Source organism: Citrobacter sp. CK194 (assembly GCF_030333395.1).
In the GTDB taxonomy this organism is placed as follows: domain Bacteria; phylum Pseudomonadota; class Gammaproteobacteria; order Enterobacterales; family Enterobacteriaceae; genus Citrobacter_B; species Citrobacter_B koseri.
This window is the reverse complement of record NZ_JAOWGA010000019.1, coordinates 1009876-1032886: the sequence shown is the minus strand read 5'-3', so window position 1 is coordinate 1032886 and position 23011 is coordinate 1009876. Positions and strand designations below refer to the sequence as shown.

At 50.9% G+C, this 23011-nt stretch carries 22 protein-coding genes, 2 tRNA genes, 1 other RNA gene and 1 pseudogene; 14 read left to right on the top strand and 12 right to left on the bottom strand.

From position 1 onward, the window contains the following. Positions 1 to 212 precede the first annotated feature (212 nt). The 4 genes and pseudogenes from OGX80_RS20935 to yciA form a co-directional block, all read left to right on the top strand. A pseudogene (locus tag OGX80_RS20935) lies at positions 213 to 302 on the top strand (YkgJ family cysteine cluster protein); the annotation flags it as partial. Between the two features lie 25 nt (positions 303 to 327). Then, the gene (locus OGX80_RS20930) at positions 328 to 1071 is read left to right on the top strand and encodes a YciC family protein (RefSeq protein ID WP_071258422.1); all 744 of its coding nucleotides are present in this window, start codon (positions 328 to 330) and stop codon (positions 1069 to 1071) included. Positions 1072 to 1126: 55 nt separating this feature from the next. After that, entirely contained in the window at positions 1127 to 1666 is a 540-nt protein-coding gene (locus OGX80_RS20925) for a septation protein A (protein WP_012132211.1), read from the top strand. 130 nt (positions 1667 to 1796) lie between these two features. After that, entirely contained in the window at positions 1797 to 2198 is a 402-nt protein-coding gene (gene yciA, locus OGX80_RS20920; RefSeq protein WP_012132210.1) for an acyl-CoA thioester hydrolase YciA, read from the top strand. Positions 2199 to 2255: 57 nt separating this feature from the next. Here yciA and tonB read toward each other — a convergent pair whose 3' ends face one another. Beyond that, positions 2256 to 2978 (bottom strand): TonB system transport protein TonB, encoded by a 723-nt coding sequence (gene tonB, locus OGX80_RS20915; protein ID WP_115182332.1) that lies wholly within the window; start codon positions 2976 to 2978, stop codon positions 2256 to 2258. Positions 2979 to 3202: 224 nt separating this feature from the next. Here tonB and OGX80_RS20910 point away from each other — a divergent pair, with 224 nt between their 5' ends. Next, positions 3203 to 3499 (top strand): YciI family protein, encoded by a 297-nt coding sequence (locus OGX80_RS20910; RefSeq protein ID WP_012132208.1) that lies wholly within the window; start codon positions 3203 to 3205, stop codon positions 3497 to 3499. Positions 3500 to 3549: 50 nt separating this feature from the next. Here the strand turns inward: OGX80_RS20910 and OGX80_RS20905 are convergent, their stop codons facing one another. Next, a complete protein-coding gene (locus OGX80_RS20905; RefSeq protein ID WP_012132207.1) occupies positions 3550 to 3723 on the bottom strand; it encodes a YciY family protein in 174 nt (57 codons plus the stop codon). A 142-nt stretch (positions 3724 to 3865) separates the two neighbouring features. Between OGX80_RS20905 and cls the strand changes: the two genes are divergently transcribed. Together cls and OGX80_RS20895 are read left to right on the top strand one after the other, a co-directional pair. Next, positions 3866 to 5326, top strand: coding sequence for a cardiolipin synthase (gene cls, locus OGX80_RS20900; protein ID WP_012132206.1), 1461 nt, complete (start codon positions 3866 to 3868; stop codon positions 5324 to 5326). A gap of 34 nt (positions 5327 to 5360) precedes the next feature. Then, a complete protein-coding gene (locus OGX80_RS20895; RefSeq protein WP_012132205.1) occupies positions 5361 to 5690 on the top strand; it encodes an HI1450 family dsDNA-mimic protein in 330 nt (109 codons plus the stop codon). A 63-nt stretch (positions 5691 to 5753) separates the two neighbouring features. On the opposite strand, the gene oppF is transcribed toward OGX80_RS20895, so the two are convergent. The 6 genes from oppF to OGX80_RS20865 all read right to left on the bottom strand — a co-directional run bounded on the left by oppF (position 5754) and on the right by OGX80_RS20865 (position 12797). Continuing rightward, entirely contained in the window at positions 5754 to 6758 is a 1005-nt protein-coding gene (gene oppF / locus OGX80_RS20890; RefSeq protein WP_012132204.1) for a murein tripeptide/oligopeptide ABC transporter ATP-binding protein OppF, read from the bottom strand. Beyond that, complete coding sequence (gene oppD / locus OGX80_RS20885; RefSeq protein ID WP_012132203.1) at positions 6755 to 7768, bottom strand: murein tripeptide/oligopeptide ABC transporter ATP-binding protein OppD; 1014 nt, start codon at positions 7766 to 7768, stop codon at positions 6755 to 6757. Before oppD ends, oppF begins: the two co-directional genes overlap by 4 nt. 11 nt (positions 7769 to 7779) lie before the next feature. Then, positions 7780 to 8688 (bottom strand): oligopeptide ABC transporter permease OppC, encoded by a 909-nt coding sequence (gene oppC / locus OGX80_RS20880; protein WP_049009147.1) that lies wholly within the window; start codon positions 8686 to 8688, stop codon positions 7780 to 7782. 14 nt (positions 8689 to 8702) lie between these two features. Further along, positions 8703 to 9623 carry an oligopeptide ABC transporter permease OppB gene (oppB, locus tag OGX80_RS20875; protein ID WP_012132201.1) on the bottom strand — a complete coding sequence of 307 codons (921 nt, stop codon included), beginning with the start codon at positions 9621 to 9623 and terminating at the stop codon, positions 8703 to 8705. A gap of 123 nt (positions 9624 to 9746) precedes the next feature. Then, positions 9747 to 11378, bottom strand: a complete 1632-nt coding sequence (gene oppA, locus OGX80_RS20870) for an oligopeptide ABC transporter substrate-binding protein OppA (RefSeq protein ID WP_012132200.1) — start codon at positions 11376 to 11378, stop codon at positions 9747 to 9749. A 771-nt stretch (positions 11379 to 12149) separates the two neighbouring features. After that, positions 12150 to 12797 carry a YchE family NAAT transporter gene (locus OGX80_RS20865; protein WP_024130298.1) on the bottom strand — a complete coding sequence of 216 codons (648 nt, stop codon included), beginning with the start codon at positions 12795 to 12797 and terminating at the stop codon, positions 12150 to 12152. A gap of 477 nt (positions 12798 to 13274) precedes the next feature. Between OGX80_RS20865 and adhE the strand changes: the two genes are divergently transcribed. Continuing rightward, positions 13275 to 15950, top strand: a complete 2676-nt coding sequence (adhE, locus tag OGX80_RS20860; protein WP_047463440.1) for a bifunctional acetaldehyde-CoA/alcohol dehydrogenase — start codon at positions 13275 to 13277, stop codon at positions 15948 to 15950. Positions 15951 to 16116: 166 nt separating this feature from the next. Here the strand turns inward: adhE and tdk are convergent, their stop codons facing one another. After that, entirely contained in the window at positions 16117 to 16734 is a 618-nt protein-coding gene (tdk, locus tag OGX80_RS20855; protein ID WP_058669235.1) for a thymidine kinase, read from the bottom strand. A gap of 541 nt (positions 16735 to 17275) precedes the next feature. Between tdk and hns the strand changes: the two genes are divergently transcribed. After that, positions 17276 to 17689, top strand: a complete 414-nt coding sequence (hns, locus tag OGX80_RS20850; RefSeq protein ID WP_012132196.1) for a histone-like nucleoid-structuring protein H-NS — start codon at positions 17276 to 17278, stop codon at positions 17687 to 17689. 125 nt (positions 17690 to 17814) lie between these two features. On the opposite strand, the gene galU is transcribed toward hns, so the two are convergent. The 3 genes from galU to rssA form a co-directional block, all read right to left on the bottom strand. Continuing rightward, positions 17815 to 18723 (bottom strand): UTP--glucose-1-phosphate uridylyltransferase GalU, encoded by a 909-nt coding sequence (gene galU / locus OGX80_RS20845; RefSeq protein ID WP_012132194.1) that lies wholly within the window; start codon positions 18721 to 18723, stop codon positions 17815 to 17817. Between the two features lie 201 nt (positions 18724 to 18924). Continuing rightward, positions 18925 to 19938, bottom strand: a complete 1014-nt coding sequence (rssB, locus tag OGX80_RS20840; RefSeq protein ID WP_012132193.1) for a two-component system response regulator RssB — start codon at positions 19936 to 19938, stop codon at positions 18925 to 18927. Positions 19939 to 20028: 90 nt separating this feature from the next. Further along, positions 20029 to 20934, bottom strand: coding sequence for a patatin-like phospholipase RssA (gene rssA, locus OGX80_RS20835; protein WP_012132192.1), 906 nt, complete (start codon positions 20932 to 20934; stop codon positions 20029 to 20031). A 111-nt stretch (positions 20935 to 21045) separates the two neighbouring features. On the opposite strand from rssA, the gene OGX80_RS20830 reads away from it, so the two are divergent. The 5 genes from OGX80_RS20830 to OGX80_RS20810 all read left to right on the top strand — a co-directional run bounded on the left by OGX80_RS20830 (position 21046) and on the right by OGX80_RS20810 (position 22938). Next, positions 21046 to 21501 carry a YchJ family protein gene (locus OGX80_RS20830; protein ID WP_115182331.1) on the top strand — a complete coding sequence of 152 codons (456 nt, stop codon included), beginning with the start codon at positions 21046 to 21048 and terminating at the stop codon, positions 21499 to 21501. A 52-nt stretch (positions 21502 to 21553) separates the two neighbouring features. Continuing rightward, positions 21554 to 22396, top strand: a complete 843-nt coding sequence (purU, locus tag OGX80_RS20825; RefSeq protein WP_049011367.1) for a formyltetrahydrofolate deformylase — start codon at positions 21554 to 21556, stop codon at positions 22394 to 22396. Between the two features lie 158 nt (positions 22397 to 22554). Further along, positions 22555 to 22639, top strand: a tRNA-Tyr gene (locus tag OGX80_RS20820). Positions 22640 to 22675: 36 nt separating this feature from the next. Then, a tRNA-Tyr gene (locus OGX80_RS20815) sits at positions 22676 to 22760 on the top strand. Between the two features lie 46 nt (positions 22761 to 22806). Beyond that, a non-coding RNA gene (locus OGX80_RS20810) (RtT sRNA) lies at positions 22807 to 22938 on the top strand. Positions 22939 to 23011 lie beyond the last annotated feature (73 nt).

The window sequence follows — 23011 nt, the reverse complement described above, 5'->3', positions numbered from 1 at the left end:
ATACCTACAATGGAGTAATAAGTGATCCAATACAGATCACATTAGGCCCTGTAATTTAACCTTTATTGATCCAGATTAATTTAGAACTTGCATTTAAAATCCTGGTTAAAGCCGTTTGAATCAAATTTTCCGAATTTTAGTGATAAATGGCCTTTTTCGACCAGGCGGATGGATTGTAAAAAAGAGGACGACTGGCGGTTTCGCAGCCAAAATTACCCGCGCTTTACAAAGATATGCTTTTCCATACACCCCGTGATGCTGCCACTGTAGAGTTATCCAGGGTACAATTGCCCGCAAATTAACACCTGCAAAACTCAAGGAGAGTGCATGTCTATCACGGCGAAGTCCGTTTACCGTGACACGGGGAACTTTTTCCGTAATCAATTTGTAACCATCTTGCTGGTTTCGTTGCTGTGCGCATTTATTACGGTGGTTTTAGGTCATGCCTTTTCCCCCAGCGATGCCCAAATCGCGCAACTCAGTGAAGGGGAGCATCTGACCGGTAGCGTCGGCCTGTTCGATCTGGTGCAGAACATGACGCCGGAACAGCAGCAAATATTATTACGGGCTTCAGCGGCATCAACATTTTCAGGACTCATTGGCAATGCGATCCTGGCAGGGGGCGTTTTGCTGATGATCCAGCTGATTTCCGCCGGTCATCGGGTCAGCGCATTACGTGCTATCGGTGCCAGCGCGCCGGTTTTACCTAAATTGTTTGTCCTGATTTTTCTGACTACCCTGTTAGTGCAAATCGGTATTATGCTGATTGTCGTACCGGGGATTTTGATGGCGATTCTGCTGGCGCTTGCGCCGGTGATGCTGGTTCAGGACAAGATGGGCGTATTTGCCGCCATGCGCAACAGTATGCGTCTGGCGTGGTCTAATATGCGACTGGTCGCTCCGGCGGTGATCGGCTGGTTACTGGCGAAAACGCTCTTGCTGCTGTTTGCCCCCAGCTTTGCAGCGCTGACGCCAAATGTTGGCGCAGTGTTGGCGAATACGCTGAGCAATTTGATTTCCGCCATATTGCTCATCTATTTGTTCCGCCTGTATATGTTGATTCGCCAATAACCCTGAACGTGTTAAGGGCCAGTTTGCCCAAAACTTTTGATTACGGAATCGAAGAATGAAGCAGTTTCTTGATTTTTTACCGCTGGTTGTCTTTTTTGCTTTTTATAAGCTGTACGACATCTATGCGGCGACCTCCGCCCTGATTGTCGCAACAGCCATTGTGTTGATCTACAGTTGGGTTCGCTATCGCAAGGTCGAAAAGATGGCGTTGATCACTTTCGTTCTGGTTGCCGTGTTCGGCGGCCTGACCATTTTCTTCCACAACGATGAGTTTATTAAGTGGAAGGTGACGGTGATTTACGGCCTGTTTGCCGGTGCGCTGCTGATAAGCCAGTGGGTCATGAAAAAGCCGCTGATTCAACGCATGTTAGGGAAAGAACTGACGTTGCCGCAGCCGGTCTGGTCTAAGCTGAACCTGGCATGGGCCGTATTTTTCATCCTCTGCGGGCTCGCCAATATCTACATCGCGTTTTGGCTGCCGCAAAACATCTGGGTCAACTTCAAAGTGTTCGGTTTAACTGCGCTGACGCTGATTTTTACCCTTCTGAGCGGAGTCTACATTTACCGCCATCTGCCGCAGGAAGATAAATCCTGAGTTCTGTTTGCCAGACCGTCTGGTCTGGCATCCCCTTCACGCCAGCCTGGCGCGCGTTTCCCCTCTGTTCTCCCTGCGCAAATCATAGTAGCATTCGCGCCTGAAATCTTTCTTCACAGTCGGTTCTACAATGACAACAACAAATAACGCTCCTCAGGGCGAACTGGTTTTACGCACGCTGGCCATGCCCGCCGATACCAATGCTAACGGCGATATTTTTGGCGGCTGGCTCATGTCTCAAATGGATATTGGCGGCGCGATTCAGGCTAAAGAAATTGCTCATGGTCGCGTAGTGACCGTGCGCGTTGAGGGAATGAGTTTTCTGCGCCCTGTCGCCGTAGGCGACGTCGTATGCTGTTATGCCCGCTGCGTTAAGCGCGGCACAACGTCTGTCAGCATTAATATTGAAGTGTGGGTGAAAAAGGTGGCGTCAGAGCCAATCGGTCAGCGTTATAAAGCAACCGAGGCGCTGTTCATCTATGTGGCGGTAGACAGTGACGGTAAACCTCGCCCGCTGCCGGTTCAGGCATGAATTACCGGATAAGGCGGTGCGCCGCCTTATCCGCTCTACGATTTAAGGGGATCGCGATTACTCGATCTGCGTGGTGCCGTTCAGACGGAAGATGATATTAACCACTAAGCCCGACCCCGGTTTCCCTGCTTCATAGCGCCATCTGCGCATCGCGTTTTTCACTTCACGCTCAAACATGTTCGCCGGCTGAGCGGAAAGCACCTGAACATTCTCCACTCGCCCGTCTGAAGTGACGTCGAATTTCACTTTCACGCGGCCTTCAATACGCAACGCTTGCGCTCGTGCCGGATACTGCGGCTGGTTGCGGCTCAGCGCGCGAGGCCCCGCAGGAACACTGACGGCCGGTTTGCTGGTTGCCGCTGCGGTATTCGTTGTCGGACGTGACGGCGCCGTATTTTCAAACGGTGCGGCCGGGCGCGGTTCAGCAGGCTTAACATCACGTTTAGGCTGCTCCTGAACCTTTTTCACCGGTTTAGGTTTTGGCTTCGGCTTAGGTTTCGGCTTCTCAATCACCACCGGCGCCTCTTTTGGCGGCTCAGGAACAGGTTCCGGTTCCGGTTCCGGCTCAGGTTCGACGACGGGTTCCGGCGGCGGCTGAACCGCCTGTGGTGGCTCAAGATCGGCAGGCGCGACCATTGTGATTGAGATCGGCTGCGCGGGCGCAGGCAGTTCAATAACCTGATGTACCGAGGTATACAGCAGACCCGCCACTACAGCACCATGAATGCCAACGGAAAGTAACGTCGGCCAGGGAAAGCGACGAGGTAAATCAAGGGTCATTGAAGTCATAATCGTTTCAGTTAAAAAACCAGGCCTCGATTTTAAATGCAAATAGCAATCATATTCAATAAGACATCACGGTAAGCCGCATTTAAAACGCAATATTACCGCAAAAAGTCCCTGCGTTATGCACGGTCTTAACAAAGTCGTTATCTTTGCGTTGCAGTTGAAAGACCTTTCCAATAACGTAATTAACGACTTTTACCGATTAAGGAGCTCTACCCGTGCTGTATGTCATTTACGCTCAGGATATCGCCGATTCTCTTGAAAAACGTCTTTCCGTCCGCCCTGCCCATCTGGCGCGCCTGCAACTGCTCCATGATGAGGGCCGACTGTTAACCGCAGGCCCTATGCCAGCCGTCGACAGCAACGATCCCGGTGCCGCCGGGTTTACCGGCTCAACCGTGATTGCACAATTCGAATCGCTGGAAGAAGCGCAGTCCTGGGCAGACGCAGATCCGTATGTGGCTGCGGGCGTGTATGCGCAAGTCTCTGTAAAACCGTATAAAAAAGTCTTTTAAATCAGGCGGGGTTTGCATTCATGGGCACCGAATACGGTGCCCTGGTTGTATCAGATGCTGTGAATCGCAAACAATAACGTGTTACGTTGATGATTGAGAATGCATTTTCTGATTGAGTGGATACGCATATTACGACGCGACTGTCCTTCAAGCCAACGCGCTTTACGGCGGCTAGCCTGACGTTGCATGCGCCAGCGTCCCACTTCCGTTCTACTACGCTTCATGTTAACTACTCTTACAGTGCCAGAGCAGGCATTATACCCTCTCGTCAGGAGCAGACCAGCGCTTTTCCGGTGTTTTTATTTGCCAGATGAAGCCTGATGCGTAAACTCTTAACAATACGCTTTCAAAAGGATTTTTAAATTTATGACAACCTTCTACACAGTGGTGAGTTGGCTGGTCATTCTGGGGTACTGGATACTTATTGCCGGTGTGACGTTACGTATTTTAATGAAACGACGCGCCGTTCCCTCCGCGATGGCCTGGCTCTTAATCATCTATATTCTGCCGCTGGTAGGGATTATTGCTTATTTATCATTCGGCGAGCTGCATTTAGGGAAACGCCGCGCCGAACGCGCCAGAGCGATGTGGCCGTCCACCGCTAAGTGGCTGAACGACCTCAAAGCCTGTAAACACATTTTCGCCGAAGAGAACAGCAGCGTCGCTTCGTCACTGTTTAAGCTGTGTGAACGACGCCAGGGAATCGCTGGCGTTAAAGGCAATCAGCTGCAACTGCTGACCGACTCTGACGATGTGATGCAGGCGCTTATCCGCGACATTCAACTGGCGCGCCATAACATTGAGATGGTGTTCTACATCTGGCAGCCCGGCGGCATGGCGGATCAGGTTGCAGAGTCGCTGATGGCGGCGGCGCGACGCGGCATTCATTGCCGTCTGATGCTGGACTCCGCCGGGAGCGTGGCCTTTTTCCGCAGCCCGTGGGCGGCCATGATGCGTAACGCCGGAATTGAAGTGGTTGAGGCGCTGAAGGTCAATCTGATGCGTGTCTTTCTGCGCCGTATGGATTTGCGCCAGCACCGCAAGATGGTGATGATTGATAACTACATCGCCTATACCGGCAGCATGAATATGGTCGATCCGCGTTTCTTCAAACAGGACGCCGGCGTGGGACAATGGGTTGATCTGATGGCAAGAATGGAAGGCCCGGTAGCGACCGCGATGGGGATTGTCTACTCCTGCGACTGGGAAATCGAAACGGGTAAACGCATCCTGCCGCCGCCTCCAGACGTCAATATCATGCCGTTTGAACAGGCCAGCGGACACACCATTCATACTATCGCCTCAGGACCCGGCTTCCCGGAAGATCTGATTCACCAGGCGCTGCTGACGGCAGCCTATTCCGCTCGTGAATATCTGATCATGACAACGCCCTATTTCGTCCCCAGCGACGATTTACTGCACGCGATCTGCACGGCGGCGCAGCGCGGCGTGGATGTCAGCATCATCCTGCCACGTAAAAATGACTCCATGCTGGTCGGCTGGGCCAGCCGCGCCTTTTTCACTGAGCTGCTGGCCGCCGGAGTCAAAATCTATCAGTTTGAAGGTGGATTGTTGCACACCAAGAGCGTGCTGGTGGATGGCGAGCTGAGTCTGGTTGGCACCGTGAACCTGGATATGCGCAGCCTGTGGTTAAATTTTGAAATCACGCTGGTGATTGACGACGCTGGATTCGGCGGCGATCTGGCTGCGGTTCAGGATGATTATATTTCACGTTCTCGCCTGCTTGATGCCCGCCTGTGGGTAAAACGGCCATTATGGCAGCGGATTACTGAGCGACTGTTTTACTTCTTCAGTCCGTTGCTGTAAAACGTGCCCAAGAGACGGTAAACGGGTAGTCATTATGGAAATGGATCTGAACAATCGCCTGACTGAAGACGAAACGCTTGAGCAGGCTTATGATATTTTTCTCGAACTGGCGGCAGATAATCTCGATCCGGCAGATATTATTCTGTTCAATTTACAGTTCGAAGAGCGCGGCGGCGCGGAGTTATTCGATCCGTCAGAAGACTGGCAGGAACACGTTGATTTTGACCTCAACCCTGACTTTTTTGCCGAAGTCGTGATTGGCCTGGCGGATAGCGAAGACGGCGAAATTAACGATATTTTTGCCCGCGTGCTGTTATGCCGCGAAAAAGATCACAAACTTTGCCATATCCTTTGGCGTGAATAAGAAAGACGTCGAGCGATCGGGCTGATGCCAAAAAAAGGGCTGACATCATGTCAGCCCTTAAATTTATAGCGGGTCCACCTTCAGGCAGGAAACCGCATGCCTGAAACTGCCCTCCAGCACCGGTCGGGTTTTCGCACACTCTGGCCCGGCAATCGGGCAACGCGTGCGGAAAACACACCCCGAAGGCGGATTGATGGGTGACGGTAATTCTCCTTCCAGCAACTGAATCGTCTTGTTCTTTTCCAGATCGGGGTCGGGAATCGGCACGGCGGACATCAGCGCTTTGGTATAAGGGTGCAGCGGATTGTGATACACCTCATCGTAGGTTCCCAATTCCACCGCATGACCCAGGTACATCACCAGCACACGATCGGAAATATGCTTCACCACCGCCAGATCATGAGCGATGAAGATCAGCGATAACCCCATTTCACGCTGTAGCTGTTGCAGCAGATTCACCACCTGCGCCTGAATCGACACGTCCAGCGCCGAAACCGGCTCATCGCAAATAATCAGCTTCGGCTCCAGGATCAGAGCACGCGCGATACCAATACGCTGGCACTGGCCGCCGGAAAACTCATGCGGGTAACGGTTAATCAGATTCGGCAGCAGCCCCACCTTCATCATCATCGCTTTCACCCGATCGCGCACTTCCTGGCGCGGCAATTTGGGATGATAGGTGCGTAATGGTTCAGCGATGATTTCTCCAATGGTCATGCGTGGGTTCAATGACGCCAGCGGGTCCTGGAAAATCATCTGAATATCGCTGCGTACGTCCCGCCATTCATCAGGTTTCATCCCCAGCAGATCTTTCCCTAACCACGCCACGCGGCCATCGGTCGCTTTCACCAGACCAATAATCGCCCGCGCAAAGGTCGATTTACCACAGCCGGATTCCCCAACCACCCCCAGCGTTTCACCTTCATACAATCGCAGCGTAACGCCATCGACCGCTTTCAGGGTTTTCGCCGGCTGCCAGAACCACTGTTTGCCATCTTTGATATCGAAATGCACTTTGAGATCGGCAATTTCGAGGAGCACTTTTCTCTCCTGGGTCACAGCATTCATACCAGCTCCTCCACCGGTTTAAAGCAGGCGCGCAAACGCCCCGGACTGAACTCCTCCAGGGGTGGAGTTGAACTGCAAATCTCCATCGCATACGGGCAACGCGGCTGGAATGGACACCCTTTAGGCAAGCGCAGCAAGTTCGGCGGGTTGCCCGGAATGGTCAGCATCGTTTCCCCTTCGGCATCCAGACGCGGAACCGCATTGAGCAAACCGATGGAATACGGATGAACAGGCTGGTAAAAGACGTCGCGCGCCTTGCCGTATTCCATCGTACGCCCGGCGTACATCACCAGCACCTTATCGCAAATACCGGCCACGACGCCAAGGTCGTGCGTAATCATGATAATCGCCGTGTTAAATTCGCGTTTCAGTTCATTAAGCAACGTCATGATCTGCGCCTGAACGGTCACGTCCAGCGCGGTTGTCGGTTCATCCGCAATCAGTAATTTCGGCCGACACAGCAGCGCCATCGCAATCATCACACGCTGGCGCATCCCGCCGGAAAACTCATGCGGATACATCTTCATCCGTTTCCGCGCTTCCGGCATTTTCACCGCGTCCAGCATTCTGACAGACTCTTCAAACGCTTCGGCCTTGCTCATACCTTTATGCAGCATCAGCACTTCCATTAACTGCTCGCCAACCCGCATATACGGGTTAAGAGAGGTCATTGGGTCCTGAAAAATCATTGAGATTTGTTCAGCGCGTAGCCTGTTGAGTTCACGCTCCGGCAGGTTGAGAATTTCGCGGCCGTTAAACGTCGCAGAACCACCAATGCGGCCATTCGCCGCCAGCAGCCCCATCAACGCAAACGCCGTTTGCGATTTGCCTGAACCTGACTCGCCGACAATGCCTAAGGTCTCCCCGGCACGCAGCGTAAAGTTCAGGTCGTTTACGGCCGTCACATCGCCGTCGGGTGTACTAAACGTCACGCGAAGATCTTTCACGTCCAGCAGTGCGTTAGCCCGTTGTTGCGCGAGTGGCGCGGTTGAGGTTTCAATTACGCTCATGGCTGCACTCCTTAACGATCTTTCGGGTCGAGGGCGTCACGCAGGCCATCGCCGATAAAGTTAAAACAGAATAAGGTCACAACGAGAAAACACGCCGGGAACAGCAGCAACCAGGGTGAGACTTCCATAGAGTTCGCACCATCGCTCAACAATGCGCCCCAACTGCTCAGTGGCTCCTGCGTCCCTAAACCCAGAAAGCTGAGGAAGGATTCAAACAGGATCATGCTCGGCACCAGCAGCGATGCATAAACCACCACCACGCCCAGCACGTTCGGCACAATATGACGCACAACAATGCTGACCGTTGAAACCCCGCCAACCTGCGCCGCTTCGATAAACTCTTTGCGTTTCAGGCTTAACGTCTGCCCGCGAACGATACGCGCCATATCCAGCCAGGAGACCATCCCGATCGCCACAAAAATCAGCAGGATGTTTTGGCCGAAGAAGGTCACCAGCAAAATGACGAAGAACATAAACGGAAAGGAGTTGAGGATTTCCAGCAGACGCATCATTACGGAGTCAATTTTGCCGCCAAGATAGCCGGACAGCGACCCGTACAGCGTACCAACAACCACCGCCACCAGCGCGGCAGCAATGCCGACCATCAGCGAGATTCGCCCGCCTATCGCCACGCGAACCAGCAGATCGCGACCGGAGGAGTCCGTACCAAAATAGTGGCCCGACTCCATATCCGGCGCGCTGGACATCATGCCCCAGTCCGTATCGAAATAGGTGAACTGCGACAGCATCGGCGCCAATGTGACAAACAGCGCGATAATGACCAGAACGATAAGGCTGGCCACCGCCGCGCGGTTATGCATAAAACGACGGCGAGCATCCTGCCACAGGCTGCGCCCTTCAACCTCCAGCTTCTCACTGAAATTCTCCAGCGTCTCGCTGTTTTTCTTACTTAACATCATAGCGAGCTCCAGTATCAGTAACGAATTTTCGGGTCGATAACGGCGTACAGCACATCGACAATCGCATTAAACAGAATGGTGAGCGTACCGACGAGAATGGTCAGACTCAGCACCAGCGAATAGTCGCGGTTCAGCGCCCCGTTCACGAAAAGTTGCCCGATACCCGGCAAACCATAAATCGTCTCGATAACCATTGAACCCGTAATGATACCGACAAAGGCCGGGCCCATATAAGACAGTACGGGTAACAACGCCGGTTTTAAGGCATGACGGAAGATAATCCGGCGCATCGGCAAACCTTTTGCGCGCGCGGTACGGATAAAGTTGGAGTGCAACACTTCAATCATGGAGCCACGGGTAATACGGGCGATACTGGCGATATAGGCGAGCGACAGCGCGACCATCGGCAAAATCATAAATTTCAGCGCCCCGCCATTCCAGCCGCCGCCGGGCAGCCATTTTAAGGTGATGGCAAATATCATGACTAATAAGGGGGCGACCACGAAACTGGGAATCACGACCCCGGTCATTGCCACCCCCATCACCGTATAATCCCAGCGCGTATTTTGTTTCAGCGCCGCAATCACGCCCGCGCTCACGCCAATAATCACGGCAAGGAAAAAGGCGGCTGCGCCCAGCTTCGCCGAAACCGGGAAACTCGACGCCACCAGATCGTTGACCGTATAGTCCTTATATTTAAACGAAGGCCCAAAATCGCCATGCGCCAGTTGTTTCAGATAGCTGAAGTACTGCGTCATGATGGGATCATTAAGATGGTATTTCGCTTCGATATTCGCCAGCACTTCCGGCGGTAATGCGCGCTCTCCGGTGAAAGGGCTTCCCGGTGCGAGACGCATCATAAAGAACGAAATCGTAATAAGTATAAAAAGCGTCGGAATCGCTTCCAGACAGCGACGTAAAATAAATTTTAACATTGCCCGTACCTTCTGGCGTGTGCCTTTACATCTCGTCATTCAGACGCACTGAAAGAGAGATGTTTATAGTGCGATGAAAATAAGACACTGTGGGGCAAAACACGTTTGCCCCACGCTTTGCCATTAATGCTTGATAATATACAAGTTCTTAACGTAGATATTATCCATCGGGTCTTTACCGGTATAGCCGCCTACCCACGGTTTCACCAGACGCGCGTTCACATAGTAATAGAGCGGCACAATCGCAGAATCTTTATCAAGCTGCTGTTCCGCTTTGGCATACAACTCGGTGCGTTGCGCTTCGTCGGTTACTTTCAGCGTGTCGGCAATCAGCTTGTCAAACTCCGGGCTCTTATAGTGAGCGGTGTTGTTTGAGCTGTCGGACAGCATGGTGTTCAGGAAGGACGTCGGTTCATTGTAGTCTGCGCACCAGCCCGCACGCGCGACATCAAACGTCCCCTGATGACGGGTATCAAGGAAGGTTTTCCACTCCTGGTTTTCCAGCTTCACGTTGGCGCCCAGGTTTTTCTTCCAGATTGATGCGACCGCGATCGCCAGTTTTTTATGCAGATCGGAGGTGTTGTACAGCAGGTCAAACGTTAACGGCTTATCGGCGGTATAACCGGCTTCCGCCAGCAGTTTTTTCGCTTCTTCGTTACGTTTTTCCTGTGACCATGTGAACCACTCAGGCTCAACCAGTTTCGCGCCATCGGTATACGGAGGGGTGTAGCTGTAGGCTGGCAAATCGCCCTGGTTCTTCACTTTATTAACGATAATGTCGCGATCCATCGCCAGTTTCAGCGCGGTGCGAACGCGCACGTCGTTAAACGGCGCTTTCTGGTTATTAATTTCGTAATAGTAAGTGCACAGATACGGGTCAACGCGCACTTCATTTGGGATCTCTTTTTTCAGCTTCTGGAATAACTCAATCGGCATGTTGTTATAAGTCATGTCGATTTCACCGCTGCGGTAGCGGTTCACATCAGTTACTTCAGAAGAGATTGGCAGATAAGTCACCTGGTTGATAACCGTTTTATCGTTATCCCAGTACTGGGTATTACGTTCCAGAACAATCCGCTCGTTGACGACCCAGTTTTTGAGTTTATACGCGCCGTTGGTCACGATATTCGCAGGTTGGGTCCATTTCTCGCCAAATTTTTCCACAGCCGCTTTAGGAACCGGAGAAACGGACGGGTGAACCAGCAGTTTGTAGAAATAAGGCACCGGTTCGCTCAGCGTCACTTCGAACGTATTATCGTCGATGGCTTTTACGCCGAGATCGGTCGCCGGTTTTTTGCCCGCAATAATGTCATCGATATTCGCGATGTGCCCGTATTGCAAATAGCTGGCATACGGTGATGCGGTGTTCGGATTTGCCAGGCGCTGCCAGCTATATACAAAATCGTGCGCGGTAACAGGCGTGCCGTCTGACCATTTTGCGTTTTTACGCAGATGGAATGTCCAGACTTTAAAATCTTTATTTTCCCACTTTTCAGCGACGCCCGGTGACGGGTGGCCTTCAACGTCGCTGATCAGTAAACCTTCAAACAGGTCGCGGCTGACGTTTGACTCCGGGACACCCTCAATTTTATGTGGGTCGAGAGACTGAACTTCAGAACCATTATTGCGAACCAGCGTCTGCTTGTCAGACAGCTGAACACCCGCCGGGACATCTGCGGCCATTGCGACATTCCCGCCGATTAGCGCAGTTAAAATCCCCGCCGCCAGCAAACTTTTTTTTGTGATGTTGGACATTGTGTTTGTACTCCACTCATTATAATTACTGGTTTTCTTAACCAGCCTGTTTAATCCCGTTAGGGTCCTGTACAGCACTGGAGATTTTGCTGCTGCCAGGTCGTTTACTGCTTTGCTATCACCGACTTTATTTATTCTGACGATTCGTACGATCGCCTTACGTCGATTCCGTATCCGCCTCCCCTGTCAGAGACGGACATTTATTCTGTCTGGTGCAAGAAGCTTATTGAAAATAATTCTCATCACCGCAAAATCTTCTGCAAAATATCTGGCCGGAAAGTACCAAATGCGTTTCTTAACCGCCAATACATTTTACAGATTTGTTAACTAATTCTCTTTTACGGAAAAATTTTTGACCAGAAAGACATCTCCAAAAGAGACGTTTAGGAAAAATTATTTTCCCAGTCAATATGTTAACCACTCACCCACAGTCTGACCTCGTTCTGTTGCTGTTGTCAGGCCAAAATGCACATAAATTTAACAATTGGTTATTATTTAGCACATTCATCTGAGAGAGCGTTGAAATAACTAATAACATTTCGATAATCCTTCATCAAGCCCCAGAGTATGATGTTAAGAAAATAACAGGCGACATAACGGCAGGTGTGAGTGTTATTAGAATAATTTATAATAGAATCAATAACAAAGAGGCATAAACATTATCAGCATCTTTTATTATTTCAACGCTGAATTTCAACTTTAGTGAGAAGATTTACTGATAATGGAAAAGAAACGGAGCCTGAAGCGGCTCCGTTTTATCGGTCAGGATCGTTAATTCAGTAAACCGGGGAAAATCGCTTTAATCCCCGTAACAATGAATTCAATGCCCAATGCCATCAGCAACAAGCCCATAATACGCGTAATGACGTTGATGCCCGTTTGCCCCAATAACCGCACCAGCCAGGGCGCCATGCGGAACACTCCCCAACAACAGAACGCAAACAGAGCGATGGCCACAGAGAAGCCGATTAAATGCATAATGGTGTGGTAACGCGTTCCCCACACAATCGTCGAACTAATGGCCCCCGGCCCTGCCATTAATGGTAAGGCCAGCGGAACCACGCCAATACTTTCGCGAATGGCGGTCTCTGATTTTTCCTGTTTGTTTTGCTTATCTTCACCCAACTTCCCGCTGATCATCGACATCGCGATCGTCACCACCAGAATCCCACCGGCAATTCTGAACGAATCGATCGAAATGCCGAAGAGTTGCAAAATGCCATCTCCGAGAAAGAGCGAAATCCACAAAATGATGGCTACCGACAGGTTTGCCGTGAGATTTGTTTTGTTGCGCGCCGCAGCCGTCTGGTAGCTGGTCATACTAATAAAGACGGGGATAATCCCTACCGGGTTTACCAGCGCAAATAACCCTATGAAAAACTTGGAATAAACAGGAAAATCAAAAAGCGTTTGGGTCACGGTTAGCTCCGAAACGTTAGCCGGATAAATGATGTCGATAAAAATGGTGAAAAACGCGCTGAAGATACGCCTTTTGTCAGCATATTTCACCTCCTGACTGCTTGAAATTACGACTATTTCTCGGTGTTATAAATATGTGTAGATTATGCTAACTTCACCTCTATTCATCACCACTATTTATTAACACTTGGCGGAAATGGCTCAAATGGGCTGCTGAAAGGTGTCAGCTTTGCTTAAATTTGATCTGGATCACGCAATTACTACTCAGAAGTGAGTAACCTTGCTTACGCCACCTGGAGGTAACGCGTTAGAGTTAGATAACGCTATCGCTTAAGCTCTTTTAGTAAATCAGAGCGAAATGGACGTTAAGTAACCGTTTGATTTTCAGACTGTTATACAAACTTTCGTCAATCTGTCTATACTCTCGTATCGAGCAGATGATTTACTAAAAAAGTTTAACATTATCAGGAGAGCATTATGGCTGTTACTAATGTCGCTGAACTTAACGCACTCGTAGAGCGTGTGAAAAAAGCCCAGCGTGAATATGCCAGTTTCACTCAAGAACAGGTTGACAAAATCTTCCGCGCCGCCGCTCTGGCTGCCGCAGATGCTCGAATTCCCCTCGCTAAGATGGCCGTTGCCGAATCCGGCATGGGTATCATCGAAGATAAAGTGATTAAAAACCACTTCGCCTCCGAATACATCTATAACGCCTATAAAGATGAAAAAACCTGTGGTGTGCTGTCTGAAGACGACACCTTCGGAACTATCACCATTGCTGAACCGATTGGTATCATCTGCGGTATCGTACCAACCACTAACCCGACGTCTACTGCGATCTTTAAGTCTCTGATTAGCCTGAAGACACGTAACGCAATCATCTTCTCTCCGCATCCGCGTGCCAAAGATGCAACGAACAAAGCGGCTGACATCGTTTTGCAGGCGGCTATCGCTGCGGGCGCGCCGAAAGACCTGATTGGCTGGATCGATCAACCTTCCGTTGAACTGTCTAACGCGCTGATGCACCACCCTGATATCAACCTGATCCTGGCGACAGGCGGTCCGGGCATGGTTAAAGCTGCATACAGTTCTGGTAAACCGGCTATCGGCGTTGGTGCAGGTAACACGCCGGTTGTTATCGACGAAACAGCAGATATCAAACGTGCGGTGGCTTCCGTACTGATGTCCAAAACCTTCGATAACGGCGTAATCTGTGCATCTGAACAGTCCGTTGTTGTTGTTGACTCCGTTTATGACGCAGTTCGCGAACGTTTCGCCAGCCACGGCGGCTACCTGCTGCAAGGCAAAGAGCTGAAAGCCGTTCAGGACGTTATCCTGAAAAATGGCGCGCTGAACGCGGCTATCGTTGGTCAACCGGCATATAAAATTGCTGAACTGGCAGGCTTCACCGTACCAGAAACCACTAAGATTCTGATCGGCGAAGTAACGGCTGTTGATGATAGCGAACCGTTCGCTCACGAAAAACTGTCTCCGACGCTGGCAATGTATCGCGCTAAAGACTTCGAAGACGCTGTTGATAAAGCAGAAAAACTGGTTGCAATGGGCGGTATCGGTCATACCTCCTGCCTGTACACCGACCAGGACAACCAGCCAGAACGCGTTGCTTACTTCGGTCAGATGATGAAAACCGCGCGCATCCTGATTAACACCCCGGCTTCTCAGGGTGGTATCGGCGACCTGTATAACTTCAAACTCGCACCTTCCCTGACTCTGGGTTGTGGTTCCTGGGGTGGTAACTCCATCTCTGAAAACGTTGGTCCGAAACACCTGATCAACAAGAAAACCGTTGCTAAGCGAGCTGAAAACATGTTGTGGCACAAACTTCCGAAATCTATCTACTTCCGCCGTGGCTCTCTGCCAATCGCGCTGGATGAAGTGATTACTGATGGCCACAAACGTGCGCTCATCGTGACCGACCGTTTCCTGTTCAACAATGGCTATGCTGACCAGATCACCTCCGTGCTGAAAGCGGCTGGCGTTGAAACTGAAGTCTTCTTTGAAGTTGAAGCTGACCCGACGCTGACTATCGTTCGTAAAGGCGCAGAGCTGGCAAACTCCTTCAAACCAGACGTGATCATCGCGCTGGGCGGCGGCTCCCCGATGGATGCGGCGAAAATCATGTGGGTCATGTACGAACATCCTGAAACCCACTTCGAAGAACTGGCGCTGCGCTTTATGGACATCCGTAAACGTATCTACAAGTTCCCGAAAATGGGCGTGAAAGCGAAAATGGTCGCAATCACTACCACTTCCGGTACTGGTTCTGAAGTAACGCCGTTTGCTGTTGTTACCGACGATGCGACCGGTCAGAAATATCCGCTGGCAGACTATGCGCTGACGCCGGATATGGCGATTGTCGATGCGAACCTGGTTATGGACATGCCGAAGTCTCTGTGTGCGTTCGGTGGTCTGGATGCGGTCACTCACGCTCTGGAAGCCTACGTTTCCGTACTGGCATCTGAGTTCTCTGACGGTCAGGCTTTGCAGGCACTGAAACTGCTGAAAGAAAACCTGCCAGCGTCCTACCACGAAGGGTCTAAAAACCCGGTAGCGCGTGAACGCGTTCACAGTGCAGCGACTATCGCCGGTATCGCGTTTGCGAACGCCTTCCTGGGTGTGTGCCACTCTATGGCGCATAAACTGGGTTCTCAGTTCCACATTCCGCACGGTCTGGCAAACGCCCTGCTGATTTGTAACGTTATCCGTTACAACGCGAACGACAACCCGACCAAGCAGACTGCGTTCAGCCAGTATGACCGTCCGCAGGCTCGCCGTCGCTATGCAGAAATCGCCGACCATCTGGGTCTGAGCGCACCGGGCGACCGTACTGCCGCTAAGATCGAGAAACTGCTGGCATGGCTGGAAAGCGTGAAAGCGGAACTGGGTATTCCTAAGTCTATCCGTGAAGCTGGCGTGCAGGAAGCTGACTTCCTGGCTCATGTAGACAAGCTGTCTGAAGATGCATTCGATGACCAGTGCACCGGCGCTAACCCGCGTTACCCGCTGATCTCCGAGCTGAAACAGATTCTGCTGGATACCTACTACGGCCGTGAATTCACTGAAGGTGAAGTTGCTGCGAAGAAAGAAGCTGCCGCACCGAAAGCTGACAAGAAAGCGAAGAAATCTGCTTAATTCGTTAGCCCAGGCGACATTCTGAAAAAGCCCCCGTCTTCGGGGGCTTTTTTTTTTGCCTGATGGCGGCACAAGCGCCTTATCAGGCCTACAGGTTCTGCGTAATGTTGTAGGGGTCGCCGGATGGCGGCACAAGTGCCTTATCCGGCCTACAGAACGCGTGCAATCACGCGTGGCGGTGTTTCTCCTGAATCGACGTCAGGGAGCCTTCGGCAAGGGCTTCTTTGTAATGCTTGCGGCATACGGAGACATAACGCTCGTTCCCACCAATCACAACCTGCTCCCCTTCATTATAAGGTCTGCCAGCCTGATCAAGACGCAATACCATGCTTGCCTTACGGCCACAAAAACAGATTGTCTTTAATTCGACGAGTTTATCTGACCACGCGAGTAAGTATTGGCTGCCGCCAAATAACTCGCCACGAAAATCAGTACGCAACCCGTAACACAACACCGGAATATCCAGTTGGTCAACAACCTCAGATAATTCGTACACCTGCTGGCGAGTCAAAAACTGACACTCATCAACCAGAACGCAATGTATTGTCTGTTGCGCATTCTCGGCGCGAATCTCTTCAAACAACGATGAATTTTGGTTAAACAATTTTGCTGGCGAGGAGAGACCGATACGCGAACTGACTTTACCGGCGCCGAAGCGGTCATCAATTTCCGCTGTATATACAACGGTACGCATCCCGCGTTCCTGATAATTGTATGAAGATTGCAGCAATGCAGTCGACTTACCCGCATTCATTGCCGAATAGTAGAAATATAGCTGTGCCATTGGCAGCAGGCCCTCACCTGGCTGAAATAAAGATTGGGCGGGATTGTATCATAATTTACCGGCATGTCGGGGGCGCCTCGTCACGCCTCCGGTATAAAGAATTGAGCAAACATCGTTCGGTTATACACATTCCTTCACAAATTGTGCCTAAGATATTCATCAATGCTGCTTATCATCTCATCGCATAACCGGGCGCTCATACTTATTGTTACGCTTCCTCATAAATGTGGCAACGTATTAGGACTTTCCCGTAAGGGAAACTAATACAAAAGGTTGAAATTACTGCAATGACAGCCTATTCCACCCTGATAAAATGTGACTAAAATCCTGGAATTTTAACGTTATGCCAGGAGTAACCTCGTTGCCAATAAGCTCTTTTTTGTGCGGTTCTTCAAGAAAAATTTAAGATGGGATAATTAATATCTGTACTTAATAAAGAGCAATTTTGAATTCCTTACATTCCAGGCTATTGCACATCTGAATTTATCGCTCTATTATTAGCTCAACAAACCACCCCCAATATAAGTTTGAGATTACTACAATGAGCGAAGCACTTAAAATTCTGAACAACATCCGTACTCTTCGTGCACAGGCAAGAGAATGTACCCTGGAAACGCTTGAAGAAATGCTGGAAAAATTAGAAGTTGTTGTTAACGAGCGTCGCGAAGAAGAAAGCGCCGCCGCAGCTGAAGTTGAAGAGCGTACCCGTAAACTACAACAATATCGTGAAATGCTGATTGCCGACGGTATTGATCCGAACGAACTGCTGAATAGCATGGCTGCCGTTAAATCTGGCACTAAAGCTAAACGCGCTGCTCGTCCGGCTAAATATAGCTACGTTGATGAAAACGGTGAAACGAAAACCTGGACTGGCCAGGGTCGTACACCGGCAGTGATCAAAAAAGCGATGGAAGAACAAGGTAAACAACTGGACGATTTCCTGATCAAGGGATAATTCGGAATATGTTTGCTTAAAATCCCGCCAGCGGCGGGATTTTTTTTGCCCTTCCCTCATACCTCGTCTGTTCAGGGCAAAAAAAACGGCGCTTTAACAGCGCCGCGCCTTTCAGATTATACCGCTTACTTCTTAATACCCAGCTCGTCTTCAAGCCATGCTTTAAATTCAGCGCCCAGAGAATTATGACGGATGCCATATTCAACGAACGCCTGCATGTAACCTAATTTATTACCGCAGTCGTGGCTTTTGCCCTTCATATGATAGGCTTCGACCGTTTCTTTTTCGATCAGCATATCAATCGCGTCGGTCAGCTGAATTTCGTCGCCCGCTCCCGGAGGGGTTTTCGCCAGCAGAGGCCAGATGTCCGCGCTCAGGACATAACGGCCAACTACCGCGAGATTAGACGGCGCGACATCCGCTTTCGGCTTCTCTACAACGCCAACCATCGGCACGCTTTCGCCCGGTGCCAGCGCCGCGCCTTTGCAATCAACAACGCCGTACGCGGTAACATCTTCAACAGGCTCAACCATAATTTGGCTACAACCGGTTTCGTCAAAACGACGAATCATTTCAGCAAGGTTATCCTGAGACAGATCAGATTCGTATTCATCCAGAATAACGTCCGGCAGAATCACCGCGACGGGCTCATTACCAACAACAGGATGCGCGCACAATACGGCATGACCCAGGCCTTTCGCCAGCCCCTGACGCACCTGCATAATCGTTACGTGCGGAGGGCAAATAGATTGCACCTCTTCCAGCAGCTGACGCTTAACACGTTTTTCCAGCATGGCTTCCAGCTCGAAGCTGGTATCGAAATGGTTTTCGATCGAGTTTTTGGAAGAGTGCGTCACCAGCACAATTTCAGTGATGCCCGCAGCAATACATTCATTCACGACATACTGAATTAATGGCTTATCAACCAGCGGCAGCATCTCTTTCGGAATCGCTTTCGTCGCCGGTAACATCCTGGTTCCTAATCCCGCGACCGGGATAACGGCTTTTTTGACTTTCGAATTTAGGGCAGCCATTTAAAAATCTCCTGGACTGTTCATGTATTGAACGTGTTCATCAATCTGTATCGCATCCGAGTATATCAGCACTGGTACAAGCCTCAGTTCCGAAAAGGATGCGTGTTAGTATAATTAAGACAAATACGTATAATCTGGCGCTGATAGTAGCACCCACAGAGAAAGGCGGGTAAATCAATTTCACTTTGCCTTTTCATTTGCTCATTCCGCAGACAACATAAGACGCAAACGCCCGCCCGCGCCCCAAATTTGGCACTGCCATGACTCGCAGCGTTGGCTTAATTGGTTCAGGTAGGTATTGCCCAATGTGCCCAGCGGAACGCCATTACTGATCTGTACCTGGTGAGAACCGGTATTTAACGTCGCATTCAGGCCTGCTGAAACCAGTATCAAATTTTTAAGACCGCTGTGGTAATAACCCACTAATAGCGGAAACTGCCCCGGCAAATTCGCCTGCCGAAGCAGATGATTGACCTGTTTCAATAACGCCCCCAGTTCCGGCAAACGCTGATTCTGATGAGCGAGCTGTTCCTGCAATAAGCCATTAAATAGCGCCCGCAGTAATAACGCGGCCAGTACGCCATTATCCCCTGCCCGCGTCACGTCGAGGCAATAAAAAGCGAGATCGTTATCAGACAGCGGCGCAATATCCAGCACCAGGCCGGGTTTGTCTGCCGCAACAAGTTGGCGGTAATTGATTCGGCAATGCGAGATAACCTGCTGAACCGGAGGTTGCAACTCCTGCAACAGCTTTGCTGCCGCCACCGGGTTATCAACCATCGCATCCCAGTCCCGAAACAGGCGTTCTTCTTCTTCAACCCGAGAGTTAAACATATTGGGATAGAGGCAGGCGAAGACGGTTTCCCGCAGACGATTGAGATCTTTCACTGGCTTTAGCAGGACGTCCTCAACGCCCAGTCGCAGCGCTTTGGCGATATCTGCCATATTTTCTGTCGCCGAGATAACCAGAATGGGGGTCTGATCGCCCCGATTACGTAAATGCTCTACCAGTTTGAGACCGTTCATCCTTGGCATCGCAAGATCGCAGATCATCAGATCAGGCGTAAAACTTCCCAGTAACTCCAGGGCGTCAAGACCATCGCCCGCCAGTGCCGTTGTCGCTCCCAAAGAGGAAAACCACGAATCCAGAAGCGAGCGAAATACAGGCTCGTCCTCCACAATAAGAATCTGTTTTCCGACCAATGGCTGCGTCATGTTTTCTCCCCTGACTGGCTTTAGTAAATAGTGGCATGCTATTGCCGCTCGCGCCTGTCAGAATTTGCTTAAGTGTGTATAAAAGGTGCGTTAAACGTCGGTACGCACCAAAGGCAAAAGTTCGTCCATCTTTTTCTCTACCGCCAGTTGTCCCGCAGCAATAGCGGCACTGGCACGGTGGAAGTCCAACGTGGATATTTGCGGACAGAACGGTTGAATCAGAATATCCGGCGGGTCGCCTGCCATTCGGTTGCGTTTAAGGCGGTTTTCCAGCACCTGAATGGACGTTGTCATAATCTCCATCGCCGTTGGCGCGGTGACCGCACGGCGTGAAGTCATGCTGCTGAGGCGTTCTTTCAAACGCGCATGCCAGGAGAGCGAATCATCACTCTCGTCGTTATCATTGCTGACATTCAAAGACAGAAGATCTTGCTGCATGAGGTGCGCATCGTGCTGAAGATCGACCGCAATAACAATATCGGCGCCCATCGCACGCGTCAGAGAAACGGGAACAGGGTTAACGACGGCGCCATCCACCAGCCAGTAGCCGTTATGCGCCACCGGAGACATCAGGCCAGGCATACTGCAAGACGCGCGAACCGCAAGGTGCAGGTCGCCTTCGGTAAACCACAATTCTCGCCCTGTACTCAGGTTGGTCGCCACCGTACCAAAACGTCGGGTGCATTGTTCAAAATCCAGTACCGGCATAACATTCCGGTACTGATTGAAAACGCGCTCGCCGCGCAATAACCCTCCTCTGCGCCAGGAGAGATCCATCAGGCGCAGGACATCCCAGTAGCTGAATGAGCACACCCACTGTTCAAGCGCGGGCAGCTTATTGCAGGCGTATGCGGCGCCAACCAGCGAACCAATTGAACATCCCGCCACGATATCGATATCAATGCCCATGTGTTTCAGGGCTTTGATGACACCAATATGCGACCATCCTCTTGCGGCGCCGGAACCTAGCGCCAGCCCTATTTTAATTTTTCTCATCGTACGTAAAAACTTCCCCTGGCTTCCAGACGTAGCAACATCGTCACCACTCGGTTAACATAGCGCTACCCTGGCGTTTGTACGCCGTTTTTTTTATCCAGGGAGATGATTGTGTCTCAGCTTTGTCCCTGCGGTAGCGCTGTCGAGTATAGCCTATGTTGCGGCCCTATTGTGTCCGGTGAGCGAGTTGCACCCGATCCGTCACATCTCATGCGTTCTCGCTACTGCGCTTTTGTGATGAAAGACGCAAATTACCTGATTAGAACCTGGCATCCCGCCTGTGGTGCAACCGCCTTTCGGGACGATATTGTCGCGGGGTTCGCCCATACTGAGTGGCTTGGGTTGACCATTTTTGAAGAGAGCGGGTCAGACGCGGAAAACACAGGGTATGTCAGTTTTGTGGCCCGTTTTATCGAACAGGGAACACCCGGCGCGATTATTGAACGTTCGCGTTTCTTAAAAGAAAACGGTCAGTGGTACTATATTGACGGTACGCGCCCCCAGTTTGGTCGAAACGATCCCTGCCCCTGCGGGTCCGGCAAAAAATTTAAAAAGTGCTGCGGCTAAAACGCCTGACAGTGCTGATACAGCAAACACATTAAACAGGATTTACCCGGTAATGCACTCACTACAACGAAAAGTTCTGCGCACTATCTGCCCCGATCAGAAGGGCCTCATCGCGCGTATTACAAATATCTGCTACAAGCACGAACTCAATATCGTGCAAAACAACGAATTTGTTGACCACCGAACCGGGCGCTTCTTTATGCGCACAGAGCTGGAAGGCATTTTTAATGATGTCACGCTGCTTGCCGATCTCGACAGCGCATTACCGGAAGGTTCGGTGCGCGAGCTAAATCCTGCCGGGCGTCGCCGCGTCGTTATTCTGGTCACCAAAGAAGCGCATTGTCTGGGCGATCTGTTAATGAAAGCCAACTATGGCGGGCTCGACGTTGAGATTTCCGCCGTAATCGGCAACCACGAAACCCTGCGACCTCTGGTTGAACGTTTTGATATTCCTTTCGAGCTGGTCAGCCACGAAGGGTTAACGCGCGACGAGCACGATAAACAGATGGCGGACGCCATTGATGCGCACCAGCCTGATTATGTCGTGCTGGCTAAGTATATGCGCGTCCTGACGCCGGAATTCGTTTCCCGCTTCCCGAATAAGATTATCAATATTCACCATTCGTTCCTGCCGGCTTTTATTGGCGCACGTCCTTACCATCAGGCTTATGAGCGTGGCGTGAAAATTATCGGCGCTACCGCGCACTACGTGAACGATAATCTGGACGAAGGCCCGATCATTATGCAGGACGTAATTCATGTCGATCACACCTATACGGCTGAGGATATGATGCGTGCAGGGCGTGATGTTGAAAAGAATGTGTTAAGCCGCGCATTGTATAAGGTGCTGGCCCAGCGTGTGTTTGTTTACGGGAATCGCACCATCATTCTGTAATCGTCAACGATATGAATTGATTAGCTTTACTCCGTTACGGATGAAAAGTACGCAAACAGTTCATTTTAAGCAAAGGAATGCTTTACAGCGGCGTGTCATTTGATATGATGCGCCCCGCTTCCCAACAGGAAGCAGGCCAGTACAAAGCATTACCCCGTGGTGGGGTTCCCGAGCGGCCAAAGGGAGCAGACTGTAAATCTGCCGTCATCGACTTCGAAGGTTCGAATCCTTCCCCCACCACCATCTCTTCGCAAGACCTCTACAATTTGAATTACCCCTGGTGGGGTTCCCGAGTGGCCAAAGGGAGCAGACTGTAAATCTGCCGTCATCGACTTCGAAGGTTCGAATCCTTCCCCCACCACCATTACTTCCTGAAAGCACACAAACTACTTTTAATAACCTTGCCCCATATTCTGCCCTCACGGGGAAGGATGAGAAACTTCGACTAAGGTTCGATTCGAGCGGAAGCGAGAAAGCGTTGCCGAAGGCAACGACCCGAAGGGCGAGGCGCAACGCGCCGAGTCATCCTTCCCCCACCACCATTACTTATCTGTTGCACCCCAGCCAAATTAAATTCCTGTGCTCCATGTTTTGCCCGGTGGCACTCCGTTTACC

What these genes read in the sequence shown, in the direction of transcription:
- OGX80_RS20905 (WP_012132207.1), bottom strand. Translation starts at nt 3,723, where the DNA reads ATGAAGCGTAGTAGAACGGAAGTGGGACGCTGGCGCATGCAACGTCAG.
- hns (WP_012132196.1), top strand. Translation starts at nt 17,276, where the DNA reads ATGAGCGAAGCACTTAAAATTCTGAACAACATCCGTACTCTTCGTGCA.
- oppB (WP_012132201.1), bottom strand. Translation starts at nt 9,623, where the DNA reads ATGTTAAAATTTATTTTACGTCGCTGTCTGGAAGCGATTCCGACGCTT.
- oppF (WP_012132204.1), bottom strand. Translation starts at nt 6,758, where the DNA reads ATGAATGCTGTGACCCAGGAGAGAAAAGTGCTCCTCGAAATTGCCGAT.
- tdk (WP_058669235.1), bottom strand. Translation starts at nt 16,734, where the DNA reads ATGGCACAGCTATATTTCTACTATTCGGCAATGAATGCGGGTAAGTCG.
- galU (WP_012132194.1), bottom strand. Translation starts at nt 18,723, where the DNA reads ATGGCTGCCCTAAATTCGAAAGTCAAAAAAGCCGTTATCCCGGTCGCG.
- yciA (WP_012132210.1), top strand. Translation starts at nt 1,797, where the DNA reads ATGACAACAACAAATAACGCTCCTCAGGGCGAACTGGTTTTACGCACG.
- OGX80_RS20925 (WP_012132211.1), top strand. Translation starts at nt 1,127, where the DNA reads ATGAAGCAGTTTCTTGATTTTTTACCGCTGGTTGTCTTTTTTGCTTTT.
- OGX80_RS20930 (WP_071258422.1), top strand. Translation starts at nt 328, where the DNA reads ATGTCTATCACGGCGAAGTCCGTTTACCGTGACACGGGGAACTTTTTC.
- oppC (WP_049009147.1), bottom strand. Translation starts at nt 8,688, where the DNA reads ATGATGTTAAGTAAGAAAAACAGCGAGACGCTGGAGAATTTCAGTGAG.
- rssB (WP_012132193.1), bottom strand. Translation starts at nt 19,938, where the DNA reads ATGACGCAGCCATTGGTCGGAAAACAGATTCTTATTGTGGAGGACGAG.
- purU (WP_049011367.1), top strand. Translation starts at nt 21,554, where the DNA reads ATGCACTCACTACAACGAAAAGTTCTGCGCACTATCTGCCCCGATCAG.
- cls (WP_012132206.1), top strand. Translation starts at nt 3,866, where the DNA reads ATGACAACCTTCTACACAGTGGTGAGTTGGCTGGTCATTCTGGGGTAC.
- tonB (WP_115182332.1), bottom strand. Translation starts at nt 2,978, where the DNA reads ATGACCCTTGATTTACCTCGTCGCTTTCCCTGGCCGACGTTACTTTCC.
- OGX80_RS20895 (WP_012132205.1), top strand. Translation starts at nt 5,361, where the DNA reads ATGGAAATGGATCTGAACAATCGCCTGACTGAAGACGAAACGCTTGAG.
- adhE (WP_047463440.1), top strand. Translation starts at nt 13,275, where the DNA reads ATGGCTGTTACTAATGTCGCTGAACTTAACGCACTCGTAGAGCGTGTG.
- oppA (WP_012132200.1), bottom strand. Translation starts at nt 11,378, where the DNA reads ATGTCCAACATCACAAAAAAAAGTTTGCTGGCGGCGGGGATTTTAACT.
- rssA (WP_012132192.1), bottom strand. Translation starts at nt 20,934, where the DNA reads ATGAGAAAAATTAAAATAGGGCTGGCGCTAGGTTCCGGCGCCGCAAGA.
- oppD (WP_012132203.1), bottom strand. Translation starts at nt 7,768, where the DNA reads ATGAGCGTAATTGAAACCTCAACCGCGCCACTCGCGCAACAACGGGCT.